The sequence below is a fragment of the Propioniciclava soli genome (assembly GCF_038502305.1).
Taxonomy (GTDB): Bacteria; Actinomycetota; Actinomycetes; order Propionibacteriales; family Propionibacteriaceae; genus Propioniciclava; species Propioniciclava soli.
The window spans coordinates 2,553,554-2,575,929 of the sequence record NZ_CP115965.1 but is presented as its reverse complement, the minus strand read 5'-3'; the positions used below and the strand labels follow the sequence as shown (position 1 = coordinate 2,575,929).

Annotated in this window: 25 protein-coding genes; 16 read left to right on the top strand and 9 right to left on the bottom strand. The window is 71.9% G+C overall.

From position 1 onward, the window contains the following. Positions 1-4 precede the first annotated feature (4 nt). A complete protein-coding gene (locus tag PCC79_RS11585; protein ID WP_342371909.1) occupies positions 5-1,036 on the top strand; it encodes an SIS domain-containing protein in 1,032 nt (343 codons plus the stop codon). Between the two features lie 21 nt (positions 1,037-1,057). On the opposite strand, the gene PCC79_RS11580 is transcribed toward PCC79_RS11585, so the two are convergent. Then, positions 1,058-2,557, bottom strand: coding sequence for an NCS1 family nucleobase:cation symporter-1 (locus tag PCC79_RS11580; protein ID WP_232549453.1), 1,500 nt, complete (start codon positions 2,555-2,557; stop codon positions 1,058-1,060). Positions 2,558-2,742: 185 nt separating this feature from the next. Between PCC79_RS11580 and ahcY the strand changes: the two genes are divergently transcribed. Beyond that, positions 2,743-4,158 (top strand): adenosylhomocysteinase, encoded by a 1,416-nt coding sequence (gene ahcY / locus PCC79_RS11575; protein WP_342371908.1) that lies wholly within the window; start codon positions 2,743-2,745, stop codon positions 4,156-4,158. 36 nt (positions 4,159-4,194) lie between these two features. Here the strand turns inward: ahcY and PCC79_RS11570 are convergent, their stop codons facing one another. Genes PCC79_RS11570 through PCC79_RS11560 form a run of 3 tightly spaced genes read right to left on the bottom strand, consistent with a single transcriptional unit; the run spans position 4,195 to position 5,563 of the window. Then, positions 4,195-4,800, bottom strand: a complete 606-nt coding sequence (locus PCC79_RS11570) for a hypothetical protein (protein WP_342371907.1) — start codon at positions 4,798-4,800, stop codon at positions 4,195-4,197. Beyond that, on the bottom strand, positions 4,797-5,297 hold the full coding sequence (locus PCC79_RS11565) for a SixA phosphatase family protein (protein WP_342371906.1): 501 nt from the start codon (positions 5,295-5,297) through the stop codon (positions 4,797-4,799). The genes PCC79_RS11570 and PCC79_RS11565 overlap by 4 nt, the downstream gene beginning before the upstream one ends. Beyond that, complete coding sequence (locus PCC79_RS11560; protein ID WP_342371905.1) at positions 5,294-5,563, bottom strand: DUF3039 domain-containing protein; 270 nt, start codon at positions 5,561-5,563, stop codon at positions 5,294-5,296. Before PCC79_RS11560 ends, PCC79_RS11565 begins: the two co-directional genes overlap by 4 nt. Positions 5,564-5,604: 41 nt before the next feature. Here PCC79_RS11560 and PCC79_RS11555 point away from each other — a divergent pair, with 41 nt between their 5' ends. The 3 genes from PCC79_RS11555 (at position 5,605) to malQ (ending at position 9,692) form a co-directional block, all read left to right on the top strand. Further along, complete coding sequence (locus PCC79_RS11555) at positions 5,605-6,945, top strand: MFS transporter (RefSeq protein WP_342371904.1); 1,341 nt, start codon at positions 5,605-5,607, stop codon at positions 6,943-6,945. 80 nt (positions 6,946-7,025) lie between these two features. Further along, the gene (locus PCC79_RS11550; protein WP_232549459.1) at positions 7,026-7,514 is read left to right on the top strand and encodes a MarR family winged helix-turn-helix transcriptional regulator; all 489 of its coding nucleotides are present in this window, start codon (positions 7,026-7,028) and stop codon (positions 7,512-7,514) included. A 33-nt stretch (positions 7,515-7,547) separates the two neighbouring features. Then, positions 7,548-9,692: a 4-alpha-glucanotransferase gene (gene malQ, locus PCC79_RS11545; RefSeq protein WP_342371903.1), complete on the top strand. Its 2,145-nt coding sequence runs from the start codon at positions 7,548-7,550 to the stop codon at positions 9,690-9,692. 75 nt (positions 9,693-9,767) lie between these two features. On the opposite strand, the gene PCC79_RS11540 is transcribed toward malQ, so the two are convergent. Both PCC79_RS11540 and PCC79_RS11535 read right to left on the bottom strand, forming a co-directional pair. After that, positions 9,768-10,358 (bottom strand): isochorismatase family protein, encoded by a 591-nt coding sequence (locus PCC79_RS11540; RefSeq protein WP_342371902.1) that lies wholly within the window; start codon positions 10,356-10,358, stop codon positions 9,768-9,770. 1 nt (position 10,359) lies between these two features. Then, entirely contained in the window at positions 10,360-11,703 is a 1,344-nt protein-coding gene (locus tag PCC79_RS11535; protein WP_232549462.1) for a nicotinate phosphoribosyltransferase, read from the bottom strand. Between the two features lie 39 nt (positions 11,704-11,742). Between PCC79_RS11535 and clpS the strand changes: the two genes are divergently transcribed. After that, positions 11,743-12,054 (top strand): ATP-dependent Clp protease adapter ClpS, encoded by a 312-nt coding sequence (gene clpS, locus PCC79_RS11530; RefSeq protein ID WP_342371901.1) that lies wholly within the window; start codon positions 11,743-11,745, stop codon positions 12,052-12,054. After that, positions 12,051-12,614 carry a DUF2017 domain-containing protein gene (locus PCC79_RS11525; protein WP_342371900.1) on the top strand — a complete coding sequence of 188 codons (564 nt, stop codon included), beginning with the start codon at positions 12,051-12,053 and terminating at the stop codon, positions 12,612-12,614. The genes clpS and PCC79_RS11525 overlap by 4 nt, the downstream gene beginning before the upstream one ends. A gap of 34 nt (positions 12,615-12,648) precedes the next feature. On the opposite strand, the gene PCC79_RS11520 is transcribed toward PCC79_RS11525, so the two are convergent. Next, positions 12,649-13,245 (bottom strand): LysE/ArgO family amino acid transporter, encoded by a 597-nt coding sequence (locus PCC79_RS11520; protein ID WP_232549533.1) that lies wholly within the window; start codon positions 13,243-13,245, stop codon positions 12,649-12,651. Positions 13,246-13,318: 73 nt separating this feature from the next. Here PCC79_RS11520 and PCC79_RS11515 point away from each other — a divergent pair, with 73 nt between their 5' ends. The 4 genes from PCC79_RS11515 to PCC79_RS11500 are packed head-to-tail and all read left to right on the top strand — an operon-like array spanning position 13,319 to position 16,813. Beyond that, positions 13,319-14,191 carry an ArgP/LysG family DNA-binding transcriptional regulator gene (locus PCC79_RS11515; RefSeq protein ID WP_342371899.1) on the top strand — a complete coding sequence of 291 codons (873 nt, stop codon included), beginning with the start codon at positions 13,319-13,321 and terminating at the stop codon, positions 14,189-14,191. Positions 14,192-14,239: 48 nt separating this feature from the next. Continuing rightward, the gene (locus PCC79_RS11510; RefSeq protein WP_232549466.1) at positions 14,240-14,485 is read left to right on the top strand and encodes a FeoA domain-containing protein; all 246 of its coding nucleotides are present in this window, start codon (positions 14,240-14,242) and stop codon (positions 14,483-14,485) included. Beyond that, positions 14,482-16,512 (top strand): ferrous iron transport protein B, encoded by a 2,031-nt coding sequence (gene feoB / locus PCC79_RS11505; protein ID WP_342371898.1) that lies wholly within the window; start codon positions 14,482-14,484, stop codon positions 16,510-16,512. The genes PCC79_RS11510 and feoB overlap by 4 nt, the downstream gene beginning before the upstream one ends. A gap of 13 nt (positions 16,513-16,525) precedes the next feature. Then, entirely contained in the window at positions 16,526-16,813 is a 288-nt protein-coding gene (locus PCC79_RS11500) for a FeoC-like transcriptional regulator (protein WP_232549468.1), read from the top strand. Positions 16,814-16,875: 62 nt separating this feature from the next. On the opposite strand, the gene PCC79_RS11495 is transcribed toward PCC79_RS11500, so the two are convergent. Next, positions 16,876-17,319 carry a hypothetical protein gene (locus PCC79_RS11495; RefSeq protein ID WP_342371897.1) on the bottom strand — a complete coding sequence of 148 codons (444 nt, stop codon included), beginning with the start codon at positions 17,317-17,319 and terminating at the stop codon, positions 16,876-16,878. A 212-nt stretch (positions 17,320-17,531) separates the two neighbouring features. Here PCC79_RS11495 and PCC79_RS11490 point away from each other — a divergent pair, with 212 nt between their 5' ends. Genes PCC79_RS11490 through rph form a run of 4 tightly spaced genes read left to right on the top strand, consistent with a single transcriptional unit; the run spans position 17,532 to position 20,820 of the window. Next, positions 17,532-18,629, top strand: a complete 1,098-nt coding sequence (locus PCC79_RS11490; protein WP_342371896.1) for an S-(hydroxymethyl)mycothiol dehydrogenase — start codon at positions 17,532-17,534, stop codon at positions 18,627-18,629. Continuing rightward, a complete protein-coding gene (locus PCC79_RS11485; protein ID WP_342371895.1) occupies positions 18,626-19,255 on the top strand; it encodes an MBL fold metallo-hydrolase in 630 nt (209 codons plus the stop codon). Before PCC79_RS11490 ends, PCC79_RS11485 begins: the two co-directional genes overlap by 4 nt. Before the next feature lie 11 nt (positions 19,256-19,266). After that, a complete protein-coding gene (gene murI, locus PCC79_RS11480; RefSeq protein ID WP_416046578.1) occupies positions 19,267-20,073 on the top strand; it encodes a glutamate racemase in 807 nt (268 codons plus the stop codon). A 21-nt stretch (positions 20,074-20,094) separates the two neighbouring features. Beyond that, positions 20,095-20,820: a ribonuclease PH gene (gene rph, locus PCC79_RS11475; RefSeq protein WP_342371894.1), complete on the top strand. Its 726-nt coding sequence runs from the start codon at positions 20,095-20,097 to the stop codon at positions 20,818-20,820. On the opposite strand, the gene PCC79_RS11470 is transcribed toward rph, so the two are convergent. Then, entirely contained in the window at positions 20,786-21,916 is a 1,131-nt protein-coding gene (locus PCC79_RS11470; protein ID WP_342371893.1) for a cation diffusion facilitator family transporter, read from the bottom strand. The genes rph and PCC79_RS11470 overlap by 35 nt on opposite strands. A 55-nt stretch (positions 21,917-21,971) precedes the next feature. Between PCC79_RS11470 and PCC79_RS11465 the strand changes: the two genes are divergently transcribed. After that, positions 21,972-22,361 carry a metalloregulator ArsR/SmtB family transcription factor gene (locus tag PCC79_RS11465; protein ID WP_342371892.1) on the top strand — a complete coding sequence of 130 codons (390 nt, stop codon included), beginning with the start codon at positions 21,972-21,974 and terminating at the stop codon, positions 22,359-22,361. Positions 22,362-22,376 lie beyond the last annotated feature (15 nt).

Here is a 22,376-nt window from a genome sequence, read left to right as displayed (position 1 = left end):
CCCCGTGCCCGAGTTCGACGACGGCCGGCTCGACGACGCCGACGTCCTCGCAGCGGCGGACGGGCTGCTGCGGCCCCTCGCCGAGGCGGGCGCCCGCGTCCGCCGCGAGGCGTCCCTGGCCGCGGACGCCCTGGCCGGGCTGACCGACGAGTCGCGTCCCCGCGCGGTGATCGCCATCGGCCCCGAGGCTCGGTTGCTCCGCGCCTTGCTGGAGCCGGTGTGCCCCGTGCCGTTCCTGGCCTGGCCGAGCCTGGGCCTGCCCGGCTGGGTCGGTCCCCTCGACCTCGTGGTGGTGCTCGGTGGCACCGGTCAGCACGCCGGCTCGGCTGTCGCCGAGGCCCTGCGACGCGGCAGCCGGCTGCTCGTGGTGGCGCCGGAGGGCTCCACCCTGGCGCGCCAGTCCGCGTCCCGGGCGGCGACGCTGCTCCCCGTGTCTGCCTCGTCGGACCCGTTCCCCGTCGCGCTCACCGCGCTGGCCGCGCTGCACGCCTTCGGGCTCGGGCCGGCCGTCTCGGCCGAGGGCGTCGCCGACGCCTTCGACGCGGTAGCGCTCGACTGCGGCCACGGCCGCGACCTTGCCGAAAACCCGGCCAAGCGGCTCGCTTTGGAGCTGGCGGACGCCGAGCCCTTCATCTGGGGCGGCTCGGTGCTGGCGGCCCGGGCCTCGCGCCGCATCGCCGAGGCGGTGCGCACGGCGTCCGGCCGGGTGGCCCTGGCGGCGGACGCGGGGGAGCTGCTTCCGCTGCTGGCGGCGACGCCGCCGCGGGATCCGTTCGCCGACCCGTTCGCCGATCCCGCCGACGCCGGAGCACCGCTGCGCCCGACCCTCGTCGTGGTCGACGACGACCTGGGCGATGCCGAAACCGCCGAGCAGCGCGCCGCGCTGGAGCAGAACGCCGAGGCGGTCGACGTCCGCGTCTCCCGGGTGGAACAGGTCAGCGGCGAGCCGTTGGAGCGCTACGCCACCGTCCTCGCCACGGGCCTGTTCGCTGCCGCCTACCTGCAGATCGGCCTCGCGCGCGACGAGCGACGGTGACGCCACCCCGCCCCGCGGAGGTCAGGACGCCGGAACCGCCGGAGCCACCGAGGTGACGGTCCGCATGAGCACGACGTAGACGGCCGCGCCGATGGCGGCCCCGATGACCCAGGCGAAGCCGCTGAGGAAGGCGAGCGCCGGCAGCCACACCGTGGCCACCGAGAACACCGCGGCGATCGCGATGGTCGCTATGGCGCGGGCGTTCCAGCCTTTCTCGTAGTGATAGCGCCCCGCCGGATCCATCGAGTACAGGTCGGAGACGTCGAGGTGACGCCTGCGCACGATGTAGTAGTCGGCCACGAGCACCCCGTAGAGCGGGGCGAGGATCGCGCCGAGGGTGTCGACGAACATCGGCAGCCCGATCTGGCTGATGGTGGCGACCCACAGGGCGCCCACGACGAAACCGATCGCGGCCGTCAGGTAGCCGCCGGCCTGGAAGCTGATGCGCTGCGGCGCGAGGTTCGACAGGTCGTAGGCGGGCGGGATGAAGTTGGCGACGAGGTTGATGCCCACCGTGGCGATGACGAAAGTGACGGCGGCGACGACGGTGAGCGCGACGTTGCCGACGAGCCCGACGATGTCGGCGGGGTTGGTGAGCGGCTCACCCTGGCCGCCCTGGAGCACGATGAACGACCCTGCGGTGATGAACAGGCTGAGGAACGTGAAGAACGTGAGGCTGACCGGGAGGCCGAGGAAGTTGCCCCGACGCATGGTGGCCTGGCTGCGGGAGAACCGGGCGAAGTCGCCGAAGTTGATGACCACCGCCGAGAAGTACGCGATCATCGTGCCGATGACCCCGACGAAGGCCGAGACCGCGGCCCAGCCCTGCACCTGGTTGTTGTTGAAGATCTGGCCGACCGCGGGCAGCAGCCGGTCGCCGGCCTGGATCCAGATCATCACCAGCAGCGCCACCATCACGACGTAGACGGCCGGCCCGGCGACGTTGAGGAACCGCTCGATCCAGGTGATGCCCCGGACGAACAAGACGATCTGCAGCGCTGCCACCGCGACGTAGGACACCCAGTCGACCCAGGTCATGCCCAAGAACGTCGCGGTCGCCGGGCTACCCAGGATGGCGTTCAGGGCGAGTGAAACCGCGGTGGAGGCAAAGTAGGTCTGCGCGCCGTACCAGAAGATGGCCACGACGCCGCGGATCAGGGCGGGGAACTGGGCCCCGCGCACTCCCATGCTGGCGCGGGCCATGACGGCGTAGGGAATGCCGTACTTCACGCTGGGCTGGCCCGTGAGGTTGACCAGCCAGTTCACGAACAGCCCGGCGAGGATGATCGCGGTGAACACCCACCACCCGTTGATGCCGGCGGTGATGAACAGGCTCGCCGCCAGCGTGTAGCCGGCCAGACTCTGCACGTCGTTGGTCCACACGTTGAATATCTCGAACGATCCCCAGCGCCGCTGCTCGCGCGGGAGCGGCAGGAGGTCGTCGTTGGTCAGGGCCGGGTGTCCTGACACGGTGAGGGTCGTGTCGAACTCCGGTGTGACAGCCGCGTCGGTCACGGTCATCTCAGTGCCTCTCAGTGATCAGATGGGCACCGGGGGCCCGGGCCGTGACTGACGTTAGGGACGCCGGCCCCACCCCCCGTGTCGGCGGCGTAACGTCGTCGTTAAGGTGGCATATATCCGCTCTGGCGCGGGCCGGGACGCCTCCGCTGCCAACCGACCTTCGAGGGCCGGTAGGCTGGCGCGTCGTGGACTACAAGGTGGCTGACCTGACCCTGGCCCCGTTCGGGCGGACCGAGATCTCCCTCGCCGAGCACGAGATGCCCGGCCTGATGGCGATGCGGGAGCGCTACGCGGCGTCGCAACCGCTGGCCGGCGCGCGCATCGCCGGCAGCCTCCACATGACGGTGCAGACCGCCGTGCTCATCGAGACCCTCGTGGCCCTGGGCGCTCAGGTGCGGTGGGCGTCGTGCAACATCTTCTCGACGCAGGATCACGCGGCCGCCGCGATCGTCGTGGGCCCCACGGGGACGCCCGAGGCGCCGGCGGGCGTCCCGGTGTTCGCCTGGAAGGGGGAGACGCTCGAGGAGTACTGGTGGTGCACCGAGCAGATCCTCAGCTGGCCCGACGGCCACCCGAACATGATCCTGGACGACGGGGGCGACGCCACGTTGTTCGTGCACTCCGGCGTGGAGTTCACCAAGGCCGGCGCCGTGCCGGAGGCGACGGCGTCCGATTCGGCCGAGTACCGCGTGATCCTGGCGACGCTGCGGGCGTCCGGGCTGGACTTCGTGGGGCTGGCCGACAGCATCCAGGGCGTGACCGAGGAGACCACGACGGGCGTCCACCGCCTCTATGAGATGGCGAGGGCCCAGACGCTGCTGTTCCCGGCGATCAACGTCAACGACGCCGTCACCAAGAGCAAGTTCGACAACCGCTACGGCTGCCGGCACAGCCTGATCGACGGCATCAACCGGGCCACCGACGTGCTGATCGGCGGCAAGGTCGCGGTCGTCTGCGGCTACGGCGACGTCGGCAAGGGCTGCGCGGAGTCGTTGGCCGGCCAGGGTGCGCGGGTGGTCGTCACCGAGATCGACCCCATCTGCGCGCTGCAGGCGGCCATGGACGGCTACCAGGTCGCCACGCTGGACGACGTGGTCGCCACTGCCGACATCGTCATCACCGCCACCGGCTGCAAGGACGTGGTGACCGCGGCCCACATGGCCGCGATGAAGCACAACGCGATCGTGGGCAACATCGGCCACTTCGACAACGAGATCGACATGGCCGGCCTCGAGGCCACCCCGGGCATTGAGCGGCGTCCGGTGAAGCCGCAGGTGGACCAGTGGGTGTTCGCCGACGGGCACGCGATCCTCGTCCTCAGTGAGGGACGCCTGCTCAACCTCGGCAACGCCACCGGCCACCCGAGCTTCGTCATGAGCAACAGCTTCACCAACCAGGTGCTCGGCCAGATCGAGTTGTTCACCCGCCCCGAGGCGTATCCCACCGGCGTCCACGTGCTGCCCAAGCACCTGGACGAGGAGGTCGCCCGCCTGCACCTGCCGGCCCTCGGTGCGCGGCTCACGACGCTGACCGACGCCCAGGCCGCCTACCTGGGAGTGCCCGTTGCGGGGCCCTACAAGGCGGAGCAGTACCGCTACTGACGCCGCAGCGTCCGGCGTGAGCGGGGGCGTCCGCCCTCAGAGCTGGAGGACGTAGGCGCTGCCCTCGTGCCCGAAGCCGACCATCTCGAGATAGTTGCGGTGAACCGTGGTGTGCGCGTGGGCGACGAGGCGCTCGTAGCCCTCGTCGGTGAACGTGGAGCGGCCCGGGCCGAACAGCCACGTCGCTGTGCGGGAGTCCCGGAAGGCGGGGGTCACGTAGTCGAGCTTCACGTGCAGCTCGGTGCCCACGGGCTCGGCCATGAAGACGCCGGCCGGCAGGCCGTCACGGGTCAGCAGGCGGACGAACGAGTCCCGCGGCGAGGGGTGGTAGTCGGGCTGGCTGTTGGTGATCTCGATGGCATTGGCGTCGAGGAAGTCACGGAGGAACGGCTCGTCGCGCTGCATCGGCACGGCGGCCACCGACGTGGCGGGCTGCAGCTCCTTGCGCAGGTACCAGACGTTGATGACGGCGATGGCTGCGTTCGTGATGATCACGGGGATGGCACTGATTGCGATGCCGTAGGCAACGAACACGAGCGACCCTATCAGCGACACCGTCCGCAGCCGCACCACCGAACGCATCGCCAGCGACGCGACGATCAGGGCCGAGGCGAGGTACCCGACGATGTCGACCCCCGTCATCCGCGGGGCACCTCGAAGGCGACCAGGTCTGCGGTGCCGGGAGCGAGGGCGTCCCAGGCCTCATCGTGGGTGAGGACGGCGATGCCGCACGTGGGGAACTTCGTCTCGATGCGGTCGCGCAGCGGTGAGGCGTACTGGGTGGCGAGGGTGAGAATCAGGTCGCTGGCCGTCGGCTCGTGGCCAATGAGCAGCACCTTGTGCGCGGCGTCCGGCAGGCCGTTCAGGACGGCCGTCACCTGCGGCGTCCAGGCGTGGTAGATGTCCTCGACGACCCGGACGTCGTCGGCGTGGACGCCGGCCATGGCCAAGCAGTCCCAGGTCTGGGACGTCCGGGCGGCCGGGGAGAGCAGCACCACGTCGAACCGCGTGCCCGCGAGTCGCTGACCCGCGACGACCGCGTCGCGGGTCCCGCGGCCCGAGAGCGGACGGTCCAGGTCGGTGTCGTTGGTCTTCCACGACGACTTGGCGTGCCGCATCACGACGAGGCTGCGGGTCACTGGTCCTCCCCGCCACCCTCACCGGGGTTGAGTGTGTCCCAGATCTCCTTGCACTCGGGGCAGACGGGGAACTTGTCGGGATTGCGGCTGGGCACCCACACCTTGCCGCAGAGTGCGACGACGGGAGTCCCCATCACCATGGCCTCCGTGAGCCGGTTCTTCGGCACGAAGTGACTGAAGCGTTCGTGGTCCCCCTCGTCGAGTCGGACATCGGTGCGCTCCTCCACGATCGTCTGCGACCCGGGAGCCGGCGTGAGCTGAGTCATGCGTTTCATCCTAGACACTTCGTCGTGGTGGAATGCCCCTCGTGCCTGCGAACCGATTGATGACGGCCGGCCTGCTCCTGTGCGTGCTGGCCGTCGCCTTCGAGACCCAGGCGGTGCTCACGGCCATGCCCGCGGCGGCGGACGACCTGGGTGACCTCCACCTCTACGCGTGGGCGTTCACGGCCGTCATGATTCCCCAGATCGTCGCGATCGCGGTCGCGGGACGTTGGTGCGACACCCGGGGCCCGCTGCCGGCGTTCTCGACCGGGCTCGTGCTGTTCGCCGTGGGCATCGTCATCGCCGCGCTGGCACCGACGATGGCCGTCCTGCTGGTGGGCCGGGTCGTCCAAGGGCTGGGGGCGGGCGGCATCAACCTCTCCCTCATGGTGGTGACCGGCCGGGCCTACGCGCCGGCCGACCGCGCGCGGGTCATGACGTGGTTCTCGGCGTGCTGGATGCTGCCGTCGTTCCTCGGCCCGGTCGTCGCGGCCTGGCTCAGCGAAAATCTGTCGTGGCACTGGGTGTTCTGGTCTGTGCTGCCGTTCCTCGCGCTCGGCGCGGCGTTCCTGCTGCCGGGGCTGGTCCGGCTGCCGCACCACGGTGAGACGGGGGACGGCGACCACGTGCCCGTCCACGCCGCGCTGGGCGTCGCGGTGGGCATCGCGCTGATCCAGGTGGCCGGCCAGCGTCTGGAACCGCTGTCGGTGCTCTGGGCGCTGCTCGGCTTCGTGGCGCTCGGTGTGTGGGCGCGGCGACTGATGCCCCGGGGTTTCAGCCTGACCGGTGCCGGCCTGAGCAGCACCGTGCTGGCCCGCCTCGTGACCGCCGGCTCGTTCATGGGCATGCAGGCGTTCCTGCCCCTGATGCTCGTGCAGCGCGGCGCGTCGCTGCTGGTGGCCGGAGCGGCCATCACCGTCGCCTCGGTCGGCTGGATGGCCGGCTCCTGGCTGCAGTCGCGGCCGTGGCTGCTCCTGTCGCGCGACCGGATCATCGTGCTGGGTGCTGTCTGCGTGGCTGCCGGGTTGGCCGTGGTGACCCTCGGTGCCGGTGGGGTGGCCGGCGGCGCGTGGCTGCCGGTGGCCGGCTTCACCGTGGCGGGCCTCGGCATGGGGCTTGCGACGGCGTCCACCTCGTTGGTGGTCATGCAGCTCTCCCCGGTGGTTGAGCTCGGGCGCAACACGAGCTCCCTGCAGGTGGGCGAGATGCTGGGCAACGCACTGCTCGCCGGCGCGGCGGGCACCCTGTTCGCCGCGCTGGGCCCGCGCGGGAGCACGGAGTTGACGTTCGGCAGCATTGCCGGCCTGCTCACGGCCACAGCGCTGCTGGCCGTGCTCATCGCCAGCCGCATCGGCCATGTGCAGAACCATTCCGCGCGGGTGTAGGGCGGGGGCGGCCGCGTCGGTGCGCGCGGCGTCCTCGCACTAGACTCCGGGCCGACGGCTGGGTGAAGAGGAGGACGTGGGTGGACGAGGTCGATCGCATCGTCGCCGCCTGGGCCCGTGAGGCCCCCGAGCTCGACGTCACGCCCATGCAGGTCCTCTCCCGGGTCACGCGCCTGGCGCGTCACCTCGATCTGGCGCGGCGGGACGCGTTCGCCGTCCACGCCCTCGACGTGTGGGAGTTCGACGTCCTCGCCGCGCTGCGGCGCGAGGGCCCGCCCTATGAGTTGTCGCCCGGGCAGCTCATCGCCCAGACCCTGTCGACCTCGGGCACGATGACGAACCGGATCGATCGGCTGGCCGGCCGGGAGCTGGTGGAGCGCCGCCCGGACCCGAGCGACCGGCGCGGCGTCCGCGTCCGGCTGTTGCCCGCCGGCCAGGCGGTGGTGGACGCGGCCCTGGCCGATCTGCTGGCGCGCGAACGGGCCATCCTGGACGCCCTCGCCCCGGCGGAGCGGGACGCGGTGGCCGCGCTGTTGAGACGTCTCGTGCAACCCTTCGAGACCGAATAGGCCGGCACTGGCAACCCCGGTAGGCTGCCGCGCATGCCGCTCTCCAACCCGACGCTCGGTCCGCTCGCCGAGGCGTTCGGCATCGCCTGTGAGTTCTGGGACTGGAAGGGGCGGCACACCGAGGTCGACGACGCCACCGTGATCGGCATCTTGGCCGGCATGGGCGTCGATGCGGGCAGCGACGAGGCGGCTGCCGCGGCGCTGCGCGAGCACGGCCTGCGGCACTGGCGGCGGGCGCTGCCGCCCTGCACGGTGGTGCAGCAGGGGCGTCAGGAACGCATCGCGGTGCACGTGCCGGCCGGCCACCCGGCCGACGTGGTCGTCCGCCTGGAGGAGGGCGGCTCCGTCACGCTGTCGCAGGCGGACAACGAGGTGCCGGACGCCGAGGTGGACGGGCGGCTGACGGGTGAGGCGACCTTCGTCGTCCCCGAGAACCTGCCGCTGGGGTACCACCGGCTGCACCTCACCACCACCGACTGGACGGCCGAGGCGTCGCTGGTGGTCACCCCCGCGTTTCTGGGGTTCCCCGCGTCGATGGGCGAGCGTCGCGTGTGGGGGTACGCCACGCAGCTGTACAGCGTGCGGTCGGCGAACTCCTGGGGCATGGGTGACCTGTCGGATCTGGCCGACCTCGCGACCTGGTCGGGCACCCAGCACTTCGCCGGCTACGTGCTGGTCAATCCGCTGCACGCGGCCGAGCCGATGCCGCCGCTGGAGCCGTCGCCGTACCTGCCGAGCAGCCGGCGCTACGTGAACCCGTTGTACCTGCGCCCCGAGGCGATCGCCGAGTATGCGGGGTTGGCCGAACACAAGCGGGAGCGGATCCGGCAGCTGCGGCTCGGGCTGGAGCGGACGCTGGCGGGCTCCGACCACATCCAGCGGGACCCGATCTGGGAGGCCAAGATCGAGGCGCTGCGCGTGGTCTACGACGAGGGGCTCTCCGAGGTGCGGCACATGGCCAAGGAGCACTTCGTGCGTGCGGAGGGGCGTCCGCTGGCCCAGTTCGCGACGTGGTGCGCGCTGGTGAACACGTTCGGCATGAACTGGCGCGACTGGCCCGTCGAGTATCGGCGGCCCAGCTCGCCGCAGGTGGCGGCCTTCGCTGCCGAGCACGCCCGCGAGATCGACTTCTACGTGTGGCTGCAGTGGCAGGCCGACAACCAGCTGCGCAGCGCCCAGTCGGCGGCGCGCGGGGCGGGCATGCGGGTCGGCGTCATGAACGACCTGGCGGTGGGGGTGTCGAAGGAGTCCGCGGAGGCGTGGATCCTGGGCGAAGCCTTCGCGCAGGGCGTCAGCGTCGGCGCGCCGCCCGACCACTACAACCAGCTGGGGCAGGACTGGGGTCAGGCGCCCTGGCGTCCGGACCGGTTGGAGGAGCTGAGCTACCAGCCGTTCCGCGCCATGGTGGCGGGCATCCTGCGGCACTCCGGGGGGGTGCGGGTCGACCACATCATGGGGTTGTTCCGGCTGTGGTGGATTCCCGACGGCCTGCCGCCGACCCGGGGTGCCTACGTGCGCTACGACCACGAGGCCATGGTCGGCATCCTGTGCCTGGAGGCGCACCGCGCCGGCGCGCTGGTGGTGGGGGAGGATCTGGGCACGGTCGAGCCGTGGGTGCGCGAGTACCTGCGCGGACGCGGCATCCTCGGCACCTCGGTGGCGTGGTTCGAGGCCGGGGCGGACGGCCGCCCCCTGCCGCCGGAGGACTACCGCGAGTACTGCATGGCGTCGGTGACGACGCACGACATGCCGCCCACCGCCGGGTACTTGGCGTGCGACCACATCCGGCTGCAGCACTCGCTCGGCATGCTCACGGAGGGGCTGGACGAGGAGCTCGCCGCGGCCGACCAGCAGTTCGCCACGTGGCGCGAGGTGCTCACCGAGCGCGGCCTGCTGGCGGCGGGGGAGACCGACGTGGCCGAGCAGGTGCTCGCGATGCACCGGTTCATCGTGGACACGCCGGCCCGCGTCCTGTGCGCGGCGCTCACCGACGCCGTGGGTGACCGGCTCACCCAGAACCAGCCCGGCACGGTGGACGAGTACCCCAACTGGCGCGTGCCGCTGTCCGGGCCGGACGGGTTGCCGCTGACGCTGGAGGACGTCTTCACCTCCGAGCGGGCGGCCCGGTTGGCCGCCGTGATGAACGACTTCCGGATCCAGGCCATCGGGCGGCGCTGACCGGCCGGTGCGGGCTGGTGCGCTCACACTCCGGTTCGGGGCTCAAACGCCGCGACCGGAACCGGAGTTTGAGACTCAAGCGAGCGTGTCGGCAGCGTTCGTGGGGGCGCCGGGGGTGACCCAGATGCCGGCGTCGGCCCAGGCCTCGACCAGCGCGGGAACCGCGGCCGGGGTGACCGCGGCGGTGAGCCCCAGCAGCACGGTGGTGTCGAAGCCGGCGGCCAGGGCGTCGGTGGCCGTGGCCCGGACGCAGTGGTCGGTGGCGATACCGCAGACGTCGACGCTCGCCACGGCGTGGGAGCGCAGGAAGTCGGCCAGCCCAACGCCGAGCGCGTGGTCGCGGCCCTCGAAGCCCGAATAGGCGGCGGCGTACTCGCCCTTGTCGAAGATGCCGGCGAAGCCCGGTGTGCCCAGGTTGGGGTGGAAGTCGGCCCCCGGCGTTCCGGCCACGCAGTGCGGCGGCCAGGAGTCCACGTAGTCGGGCTCGTCGGAGAAGTGGGCACCGGGATCGATGTGGTGGTCCCGCGTCGCCACCACGACGTCGTAGCCGTGGTCACCGGCGAGCAGGTCGGCGATCGCGGTCGCGGTCGACGCCCCGCCCGCCACGGCGAGGGAGCCGCCCTCGCAGAAGTCGTTCTGGACGTCGACGACGATGAGCGCGCGCACGTCAGGCCTCCGGTGCGTAGGGGTTGAAGGTGGCCTCGCCCTCGGCGTCGAGCATCACCGTGACGATGGCGGGGTAACCGCGGCTCATCTTGAACGCCGAGCTGGGCAGCTCCCCCCGGGAGCGGTGGTGCCGCTCGCGGGCGGCGTCCAGGGGCTCGCGCCCGACGATCTCACCTTGGCGCACGAGTTCGACGAGCAGCGGCCGGTCGTTGTGGTCACCCTCGGGCGGGGCGCCGATGCCGACGACCTCCGCCTCGGCGATCCCGTGCTCGTTCAGCCGGCGCAGGGCGAACTTCCGGCCCCCCACCGAGCCCTTGTTGGTCGACTTCTTGGCCACCGGTTCGAGCGGGGCGTCCGGATCCTGCGACGCCGCGCGCGACACGAGCTTGTAGACGAACCCGCAGGCGGGGTGGCCCGAGCCGGTGACGAGCTGCGTCCCCACGCCGTAGCCGTTCACGGGCGCGGCCCGCAGGGCGGCGATCTGGAACTCGTCGAGGTCGGAGGTCACGATGATGCGGGTGTTCACCGCGCCCAGGGAGTCCAGCAGCTTGCGGACGTCGACCGCCTGGGTCAGCAGGTCACCGGAGTCGAGCCGCACGGCGCCGAGCCGGCCGTTGGTGAGTTCGACGCCCCGGGTGACGGCCTCGGTCACGTCGTAGGTGTCGACCAGCAGGGTGGTGTCGGCCCCGAGCGCGGCGATCTGGGCGCGGAAGGCGTCCTCCTCGGTGTCGTGCAGCAGGGTGAAGCTGTGCGCGGCCGTCCCCGCGGTGGGGACGCCGAAGCGTCGGCCGGCCGCCAGGTTCGAGGTGGACGCGAACCCCGCCACATAGGCGGCCCGGGCGGCGACGACGGCCGACCACTCGTTGGTGCGGCGTGAGCCCATCTCGATGCAGGGCCGCTCGCCCGCCATGGCGGTCATGCGCGAGGCGGCCGAGGCGACGGCGGAGTCGTAGTTGTAGATGCTGAGCAGCAGCGTCTCGAGGATGCAGGCCTCCGCGAAGGTGCCCTCGACGCTGAGGATCGGCGAGCCCGGGAAGTACAGCTCGCCGTCGGGATACCCCCAGATGTCGCCGGAGAACCGGTAGGACGCGAGCCACGCGGCGAGGTCGTCGTCGACCACGCCGGTCTCGAGCAGGAACGAGACGTCCTCGTCACCGAAACGGAAGTTCTCGAGGGCGTCCAACACCCGCCCGGTGCCCGCCACGACGCCGTAGCGGCGCCCCTCGGGCAGGCGGCGCGGGAACAGTTCGAACACCGACCGCCTGAACGCCGTGCCGGAACCCATGGCGGCCCGCACCATCGTGAGCTCGTAGTGGTCGGTCAGCAGCGCCGTGGACGCATTCATGGCGGTCAGCCTAGCGAGAGGGCATGACAGAATGGGGGCATGTCGAGTCCCGAGGTTCCTGTGACGCCGGCGGGCGGCACCGCCGTGGCCGAGCGTCCGGCGGAGGTCACCGCGGACCTCACCGGCTGGAACACCCTCGTGTGGGACGACCCGGTCAACCTGATGAGCTACGTCACCCACGTGTTCGTCACCTACTTCAAGTTCAGCCATGCCAAGGCCACGCGGCTGATGATGCAGGTGCACACCGTGGGCCGGTCGGTGGTGGCGACGGGCACGCGGGAGGAGATGGAGACCCACGTCAACGCCCTCCACGCCTACGGGCTGTGGGCGACCGTGGAGCGGTCGGAGTGATCGGCTTCCGGCGCGAGGGCGACGCGCTGGTCGCCGAGTTCGAGGAGGTCGAGGTCGCCCTCGTCTCCTCGCTGGTCGCGCAGGTGGACGAGTTGCTGGGCGGCGGCCAGGTGGGGGTGGCGCCCGGCCCCAGCGAGGATCCCTTCGACGCGTGGGCGGGCGAGTTCGGTGACGGGGTCGCGCTGGACGACGCCGACCCGGTCATCGCCCGGCTCTTCCCCGACCCGTACCCCGACGATCCGGTCGCCTCCGCGGAGCACAAGCGGTACACGCGCGACGCGCTGCGCCGGGGGCGCGTCGACGACGCCCAGCACGTGCTGGCCGACCTCGACGCCACCCAGGGGGGCGAGCACCCGCTGGTGGTGGACGTCGCGCATGCCGAGGCGTGGATCAAGACGTTGAACGGGGTGCGGTTGAGCCTGGCGGTGCGCCTGGGCATCGAGTCCGACGCCGACCACCGGGGTCTGGAGCGCATGTCGCCGCGCGACCCGCGCTACCAGGTGGTCGCGATCTACGACTGGCTGGCGGTCGTCCTGGAATCCCTGCTCGAGTCGCTCTGAGACGACCGCGGGGCCCCGCACGTGAGGGCACCCCTCAGTGAGCCAGGGCGAGCCGGAGGGCGAGCACCAGCACCACGACCCCGATCACGGTGTCGACCACGCGCCAGGCGCGTGGGGACGCGGCCAGGGGGGCCAGCGCGCGGGCGCCGGTGCCGAGGCCGACGAACCAGATGACCGACGCCGCCATGGCCCCGAGGGAGAAGGACCAGGCGTGCTCGGCCTGGTGGGCCAACGTGCCCAGCAGGGCGACCGTGTCCAGGTAGACCCCGGGGTTCAGCAAAGTGATCGTCAGCGTGGTGGCCAGCACGGCGGACGCCCCGCGCGCGCCGTCACCGGCGTGCAGCCCCTCGGCGGCCCAGGCCGAGCGGAACGACTGGCAGGCGAACCAGACCAGGTAGGCGGCCCCGCCCCAGCGCAGGACGTCGGTCAACCACGGCAGCGCGGTCACCAGCGCGCCGATGCCCAGGTTGCCGGCGAGGATCAGCAGGCAGTCCGCCACGGCACACACCGCGATGACCAGCCCGACATGCTGACGGGCCAACCCCTGGCGCAGGACGAAGGCGTTCTGCGGGCCGACGGCAACGATGAGGGACCAACTGGCGAGGGCGCCCGAGACGGCGCTGGAGAACATCACGTCGTCGACGTTAGGGCCCGCACGGGGTGAAGTACAGCGAAAGAATCTGCAGCTGGTGCAGTATTGCTTCATGCAGCTGGAGCAGTTGCGAGCGTTCGCCACCGCGATCGATCTCGGCACCCTGGACGCCGCCGCCCGTGAGCTCTCGCTCACCCCCTCGGCGATGAGCCAGCGCCTCCGCGCCCTCGAGGCGTCCGCCGGCGCGGTGCTGCTGGAGCGGACCACACCGGTGCGACCGACGGCCGCCGGCGAGGTCGTGCTGCGGCTGGCGCGCCAGGTGCTGCTCCTGCAGGCCGAGGCGCGCAGCGAACTCGACGGCGGGCTCGGTGTGGACGGTGGGGCCGGGGGCCGCGTGACCGTGGTGCGCGTCGTGGTGAACGCGGACTCCCTCGCCACCTGGTTCCCGGCCGTGTTCGACGAGGCCGCGGGCTGGGCGGACATCGCGCTGCACCTCACGGTGGCCGACCAAGCGGTGGCCGCCGAGCATCTCTCCCGCGGCGCGGCGATGGCGGCCGTCACGTCGCGTCCGCGGGCGGCGCCGGGCTGCCGCTCGGTTCCGCTCGGGGTGATGCGCTACCACGCGATGGCCCGGGCCGACCTGGTGGCGTCCGGACTGGGGCCCGCCGATCTGCCCATGGTCAACTTCGGGCCGGACGACGACCTGCAGGATGCGCGACTGGCCCAGCTGGGCGTGGGGCGTCCGCCCCGGGTGACCCAGGTGCCCAGTGCGGAGGGCTTCCTGGCCGCGGTGGCGGCAGGCCTGGGGTGGGGGATGGTGCCGGCCGGCATGCTCGCCCGGACGGACGCCGACCTGTGCCAGCTGCGGGTGGGTGGCACGGTCGAGGTGCCCCTGTTCTGGCACCGGTGGCGCCTCGCGTCCGAGCCGCTGGACCGGCTCAGCGCCGCGGTGGAGAAGTTCGCCAACATCCACCTTGCGAAATAACGGACTACTACTGGCGGTCGTAGGGTTGGTTAGGTTAGCCTCACCATTGTGAACGCGTCGATCACCCTCGATCGCGCCCCGCTCGGGACGCCCCTGGTCATCTGGTCCACCCATCCGGACGCCGTCGTCGCCCGGCGACTCTCCCGCTTCGGGGTGCGCCGGGGGGCCCGCCTGACGGTGGTGCAGAAGCTGGTCGCCGGGGGCCGGGTCGTGTCCGTCGGCGGGGGGCGGTTGGCGCTGGACGCGGGCGTGCTGGCCGGCGTGGCGGTGGCCCCGGAGGCGAGCGCCGCGTGACCGCCACCGGCACGCGGCGCCTCAAAGTCGCCCCCGCGCTACCCACGATCCAGGCGGCCTGCCACGGCCCCGCGGGCCGGGGGGCGGGCGAGGGGGCACCCGTGGTGGCGCTGGCGGGGGCGCCCAACGTCGGCAAGTCGACGCTCTTCAACGCGCTCACGGGTCTCCGCGCGACGACCGGCAACTGGCCCGGGACGACCGTCGACGTGGGCCGGGGGGTGTGGCGCTTCCGGGCGGGTGACCGCGTCTGCGCCTGCGAGCACTGCGAAGGAACCTGCGCGGCCCACCAACCGAGCGAGTTCACGCTGGTCGACCTGCCCGGTGCCTACAGCCTCGACCCGATCAGCCCGGACGAGGAGCTGACCCGGGCGCTCCTGGTGGACGCACCGGCGGCCGAGCGACTCGATGCGGTCGTGGTGGTGGTGGACGCGGCACACCTCGCCCGCTCCCTCCACCTCGTGTGCCAGCTCCGTGAGTCGACGCATCGCGTCGTCGTCGCGCTCACGATGACCGACGTGGCTCGGCAGGCCGGGGTCGAGGTCGACAGCCATGCCCTGGCGGAGGCGGTCGGCTGCCCCGTGGTGGTGGTCGATCCGCGGCGCCGCACCGGCCTGGACAACCTCACCCGCTTCGTGCGGGAGTCCCTGGCGCGGCCGCGACCCACCGCCCGGGTCGTGGCGCCGGCGTCCGACGACCTCGCGCGCGAGGACGAGCGGTTCGGATGGATCGAGGCCGCGGTCGACGCCGGCACCACGACATCGGGGGCGCAGCGCATGAGCTTCTCCGACCGGGTCGACCGCGTGGCCCTCCACCCGGTGGCCGGGCCGCTGCTCTTCCTGGCCGTCATGTGGCTGGTGTTCCAGATCACCACGACCGTCGCGGCCCCCCTGCAGGATGCGCTCGACGGGCTCTTCACCGGGCCGGTGTCGGACGCGGTGCGCGCCGGCCTGGGCCTCGTCGGGCTCGGGGGCACCTGGGTGGAGGGTCTGCTGGTCGACGGGCTCGTCGCCGGGGTGGGGATGTTGCTGACGTTCGTGCCGCTCATGGCGCTGATGTTCGTGCTGCTGGCCCTGCTGGAGGACTCGGGCTACTTGGCGCGCGCGGCGGTGGTGAGCGACAAGCTGATGCGCAGCATCGGGCTGCCGGGCAAGGCGTTCCTGCCGCTCATCGTGGGGTTCGGCTGCAACGTGCCCGCGATCAGCGCCACCAGAATCCTCGGCGACGCGCGGCAGCGCATCCTGACCGCCCTGCTCGTCCCGTTCACCTCCTGCACGGCCCGCCTGACCGTCTACGTCATGGTGGGCACCATTTTCTTCGGGCGCGCGGCCGGCACGGTGGTGTTCGTGATGTACCTGTTGTCGATCCTGTTCGTGGTGGGGGTGGGCCTCGCGCTGCGCGCCACCTTGTGGCGGACGATGGGCGCCGAGCCGCTCGTGCTCGACCTGCCGCCCTACCAGGCGCCCACGCTACGGCTCACGGCCAGCGTCACGTGGACGCGGCTGCAGGGCTTCCTGCGCACGGCGTCCGGGATCATCGTGGTGACGGTGTGCGCGGTCTGGCTGCTGCAGTCGATTCCCACCCAGCAGGGCGAATCCTTCGGCTCGGTGCCGGTGGAGGACTCGGTGTACGCCGCCGGGGCGCGAGCCGTCGCGCCGGTGTTCGCGCCGGCCGGGTTCGACGCCTGGCAGACCACCTCGGCCCTGGTGGTGGGCTTCGTCGCCAAGGAGGCGGTGATCAGCTCCTGGGCGCAGACCTACGCCGTGACCGAGCCAGCCGAAGGGGAGGATCCGGGGGATCTCGGCGCCGCGATCATGGGTGCCTTCGAGGAGTCCTCGGGTGGGCACCCCCTGCCGGCCGTGTGGGCGTTCCTCATCTTCCTGATGGCCTACACCCCCTGCGTCGCGACGGTGGCGGCGCAGCACCGCGAGATCGGGTTGCGGTGGACGCTGTTCGGCATCGCGGTGCAACTCGCCGTCGCCTGGACGGCCGCCGTGGCCGTCTTCCAGATCGGCCGGTTGTTCTGGTGAGCGGGTCGTTTCGATGAGCGGGCCGTTGAGCCGGGTGCTGGACGCCTTCGGCGCCGGTGCGTCGTCGCTGACCGAGGTGGGGGAGCGCACCGGGCTGGCAGCGGACGTGGTGCGGGCCAGTGTGGAGCACCTGGTCCGGCTGGGCCGGATCGAGGCGAAGGCGTTGGCGGCGGGGTGCCCCGCCGGGGGCTGCGGCGGGTGTGCGTCCGGGGGGCCGGGCGGCTCCCCGGGCTGCGGGGCGGCGTCGCCCTCCTCGGCCCGGACCGGGCCCGTCCTCGTCGCGCTGACGCTCCGCCGCTGATCGCACCGAGCGCCACCGGGGTCGCCGACGTCCCCGCGCGGGTGGTGCGGCCAATGATTTCCTCAGGCGCCGAACGCGAGATTCACCACAGCAACGATGGAACCGGCGATGGCCGCCATGACGGCCATGGAGGCGACATTCTTGTCCCGGCCGCGCAGCTGCAGGGCCAGCAGGGCCAGACCGAAGCTGCCGGGGATGAGCAGCCATCCGGGCGTCGCGTCGGTCTGAATGAGGGCCAGGATGCCGCCGACGACCGCGAGGAGGAGCGCTACGACGCCGAGCGGGTTGTGACGGGCCTCCGGGAAATCCCACCCGTTGTACGGGGTGATGGGCGTAGTCAGATCCACATCGGGGGTCGAGGTCCACGTGACGGAGGCCTCGGGTGCCGCGGCGCGCCGGACGGCCGGGCCGGCGGAGCGGACGGCCACCTGGGGGGCGGCCGGGATCACGGTGCGCACCGGCGTGCGGGCGGGCGTGAGGCGGAGGCCGGTGGTGATGGCGGTCATGGGTGCTCCTCGTAAGTTAAATGAAGGTTCAACTTTCCTTGCTCCATGAAGCTTCAACCGTCAGGCCGAAGGGTGTCAATTCTTCATCGAGCCGGTTGCCAAGGTTGCCATGGCGGCGTCACCGGGCCGTCCCCCCGCAGGTGACCGGGCCCGTTCGCGGGCTGCGGAGCGGGCGGGTTGGCATCGACGGCGCGATTGACCATGCTGGGGTCATGCAGCAGGTACAGGCCGTCGTCGCGCGGAGCAAGGACGCCCCGGTTGAACTCGTCACCATCACCGTTCCCGATCCCGGCCCCGGCGAGGCGGTGGTGCGCGTGCAGGCGTGCGGGGTCTGCCACACCGACCTCCACTACGTGCAGGGTGGCATCGGGGACGACTATCCCTACCTGCTGGGCCACGAGGCGTCCGGCATCGTCGAGGCGGTGGGTGAGGGCGTCAGCGAGGTCGCGCCCGGTGACTTCGTGATCCTGAACTGGCGGGCGGTGTGTGGCGAGTGCCGTGCGTGTCGGCGTGGCCGGCCCTGGTACTGCTTCAACACCCACAACGCGACGCAGCGCATGACGCTCGAGGACGGCACGGAGTTGACCCCGGCGCTCGGCATCGGCGCGTTCGCCGAGAAGACCCTCGTGGCCGCCGGCCAGTGCACGAAGGTGGATCCGGCCGCCCGGCCGGCCGCCGCGGGCCTGCTCGGATGCGGCGTCATGGCGGGCATCGGTGCCGCGCTCAACACGGGCAACGTCGGCCGCGGTGACTCCGTGGCGGTGATCGGCTGCGGGGGCGTGGGCATGGCCGCGGTGGTCGGGGCGGACCTGGCCGGTGCCGCGCGGATCATCGCCGTCGACGTCGACCCCCGCAAGCTCGACCGGGCGCGTGAGCTGGGCGCGACCGATGCCGTCAACGCCCGGGAGGCGGACCCGGTCGAGGCGATTCGTGCGCTCACCGGCGGCTTCGGGGCCGACGTGGTGATCGACGCGGTGGGGCGTCCGGAAATTTGGCGACAGGCGTTCTACGCGCGCGACCTGGCGGGCACCGTGGTGCTCGTCGGCGTCCCCACGCCCGAGATGGAGCTGACCGTGCCGCTGCTGGACGTGTTCGGACGCGGCGGCTCGCTGAAGTCCAGCTGGTACGGCGACTGCCTGCCGAGTCGGGACTTCCCGATGCTGATCGATCTCTACACCCGGGGTCGGCTGCCGTTGGATGCGTTCGTCAGCGAGGAGATCGGCATCGGCGAGATCGACGACGCGTTCGCGAAGATGCACCGCGGTGAGGTGCTGCGCAGCGTCGTCGTCATGGCAGGATCGCGGGCATGAGCGCCCGCATCGACCACGCCGTCACCTCCGGCACGTTCAGCCTCGACGGGGAGACCTTCGACGTCGACAACAACGTCTGGGTGGTGGGCGACGACACCGAGTGCGTCGTCATCGACGCCCCGCACGACGTCGGTGTCATCACCGAGCTGGTCGGCGAGCGGGCGGTGAAGGCGATCGTCTGCACCCACGCGCACGACGACCACGTCCGCCACGCCCGCGCGCTGGGGGACGCGATGGGCGCGCCGGTGTGGCTGCACCCCGACGACCTCGTCGTGTGGCGGCTCACCCACGACGTCGAGCCGGACGGTGAGTTGGCCGACGGCCAGGTCATCGAGGTGGCCGGCACGACGCTGACGGTGCTCCACGCGCCGGGGCACTCCCCGGGGTCGGTGTGCCTGTACGCCCCCGAGCTTGGGGTCGTCTTCACCGGCGACACCCTCTTCGAGGGCGGGCCGGGCGCGACGGGGCGCAGCTACTCGAGCTGGGACGTGATCCTGCGCTCGATCGACCACGTGTTGTTTGCCCTGCCCGACGAGACGGTGGTCAAGACCGGTCACGGTGCGGACACCACCATCGCCGCGGAGCGGGCGACGGTGCCGGGCCCGGGCTCGCCCAGGCCCGAATGAGGCGGGGTGGTGTGAGCGTCGTCGACGCGCCGGTCGGCATCTTCGACTCGGGGTTCGGCGGGCTCACCGTGGCCCGCGCGGTGTGGGACCAGCTGCCCGCGGAGGACACGATCTATCTCGGCGACACGGCCCGGGCGCCCTACGGGCCACTGCCGATCTCGCAGGTGCGCGAGTACGCCCTGGAGTGCCTCGACCACCTGGTGGGGCGCGGCGTGAAGGCCCTGGTCATCGCCTGCAACTCGGCCTCGTCGGCCGTGCTGCGCGATGCCCGGGAGCGCTACGACGTGCCGGTGATCGAGGTGATCCTGCCGGCGGCGCGGCGGGCGGTGAAGGTCACGAAGAACGGCCACATCGGCGTCATCTGCACGGTGGCGACCGCCACGTCGCAGAGCTATGACGACGCGCTGGCCGCGGTGCCGGGGGTGCGGTTGCACACCGCTCCGTGCCCGCAGTTCGTGGACTACGTCGAGCGCGGCGTCACCGGCGGCGAGGAGTTGCTGGCGTTGGCCCGGGGGTACCTGGCGCCCCTGCAGGAGGCCGGCGTGGACACCTTGATTCTCGGGTGCACGCACTACCCCCTGTTGGCCGGCGTGCTCAGCTACGTGCTGGGCGATGCGGTGACGCTCGTGAGCAGCTCCGAGGAGTGCGCCAAGCAGGTCTACGCGTCCCTGACCGATCTCGGGCTGGCCCGCGCGGGCCACGTGGGCCGGCGTCTGTTCGAGACGACGGGCAATCCCGAGCGGTTCTCCGGCATCGGACGCCGCCTCATCGGCTCCGACCTGGACGCCGTCGAGCAGCTCGTGTCCCTGGGTGTCTGAGCAGCCGGTTAGGGTGGGCGGATGACCACCACCCGTGCCGACGGCCGCGCGGCCGACCAGCTCCGCCCCGTCTCCCTCACCCGCAACTGGCTCGACCACGCCGAGGGGTCGGTGCTCGTCGAGTTCGGCAGCACCCGCGTGCTCGTGGCGGCGTCCGTCACCGAGGGCGTCCCCCGCTGGCGCAGGGGCAGCGGGCTCGGCTGGGTGACGGCGGAGTACGAGATGTTGCCGCGCGCCACGCACACGCGGTCGGACCGCGAATCGCGCAAGGGGCGGGTGGGTGGCCGGACGCACGAGATCTCCCGCCTGATCGGCCGGGCACTGCGCGGCGTGATCGACTACCAGGCGCTCGGTGAGAACACCATCGTCATCGACTGCGACGTGCTGCAGGCCGACGGCGGCACCCGCACGGCCGCCATCACGGGCGCCTACGTGGCGCTCGCGGACGCCGTCGCCTGGCTCCGCGCCCGGGGCGCGTTGGCGGGCGAGCCGCTGCGCGGATCGGTGGCGGCCATCAGCGTGGGCGTGGTCAACGGGACGCCGGTGCTCGACCTGCCGTACGTGGAGGATTCCGCGGCGGAGGTCGACATGAACGTGGTCTGCACCGGCGACGGCCGGCTCGTCGAGGTGCAGGGCACCGCCGAGGGGGAGCCGTTCGACCGGGCCCTGCTCGACCAGCTGCTGGATCTGGCCCAGGCCGGGTGCGCCGAGCTCACGCGGCTGCAGGCGGAGGCGCTGGCAGGCTGAGGCTCGGCCCGCAGGCGACCCCGTCGGGCTCGACGTGGACGCTGACGCGATCGAGGTGGCGGACGGCGCGCAGGAGGGTGCTGTGCACCTCGACCGCGATGGTGTGTGCGGCCGCGACCGTGAGCCCCGGATCGACGGCGATGTCGAGATCGGCCTCCATGCGGTGGCCGCTCCATCGGGCGCGGGAACGCTCGACGCGGCGGACCCCGGGCACGTCGGCGGCGGTGCGCTCGATCTGGTCGAGCGTGCCGTCCTCGACACCGTCCATGAGGCGCCGCACGGTGACCCTCACGGTGCTGATGAGGACGCCCACGATGACGGCCCCCATGAGGAGCCCCACGAGGGCGTCCACCTGGGGGAACCCGGCCCACGTCCCCACGACTCCGCCGATCACGGCCAGCGAGGTGAGGGCGTCGGTGCGCGCGTGCTGGCCCTCGGCGATCAGCGCGGCCGAGCCGATGCGCCGGCCGGTGCGGATGCGGTAGATGGCCACGATCTCGTTGCCGGCGGCTCCGATCAGGGCAGCGGCCAGCACCCAGGCGGGGTTGGTCATGGGCCTCGGGTCCACCAGGGCGCGAACGGATTCGGCGATGATCAGCGCGGCCGAGATCGCGATGACCAGGCCGATCAGGAGGCCGACGAGATCCTCCGCGCGCCGCAGGCCGAAGGGGTAGCGCCGGGTCGGGGCGCGGCGTCCGAGCCGGAACGCGATGATGAGCGGGATGGTCGTGACCAGGTGGCCGAGGTTGTGCAGGGTGTCGGCCAGCAGCCCGATCGAGCCGCTCACGGCGACGATCACCAGTTGGAGCGCGGCGGTGGCGGCCATGCCGGCCAAGCTGATCCACGCCGTCCGAATGCCCTCCTTGCTGGCCTCCTCCGCGGTCGGCATGGCCTCGGCGTGGTCGTGGGAGTGGGGGGTGATCGCGTGCCGCACGCGCGCCCACCAGTCGTCGCCGTGGTCGTGATCGTGGTCGTGCGCGCCGTGGTGGTCGTGCTGGTGTCCGTCGTGCTCGTGCTGGTGTTTGTCCTGCTCGTGCTCGTGTTCCTGGTGCTGGTGTGCCTGGCGCTGCGGGTGGGCGTCCCGACGGGGATTCATGGGCTCAAGTATTTGCGCAACTGCTCAAACAAGCAACCATGGCTAGGCTGGGCGGGTGCACGAGTCGCCGCTGCTGGACGTCCCCGACGACGAGCATGCTCGGCTGGCGAGCGCGATGTTCCGGATGCTGGCCGATCCCACCCGGGTGAAGCTGTTGTGGGCGCTGCTGCAGGGCGAATCCAGCGTGGGCGCCCTGGTGGAGATGGTGCAGTCGACGGCGCCGGCGGTGAGCCAGCACCTGTCCAAGCTGCGGCTGGCCGGGTTGGTGACCAGCCGCCGGGAGGGCGCGTTCGTCTTCTACTCGGCTTCGGACGCCCACGTGCGGCGGCTGCTCGGGGAGGCTCTCTCGCACGCCGAGCACCAGTCCGGTCTCATCGAGGGGTCGACCCCCCATCGGTACCGCGTGGCACCAGAGGAACCCCGCCCGAGGCCCCGGGTAGGGTGACCCTCATGTCGCCGA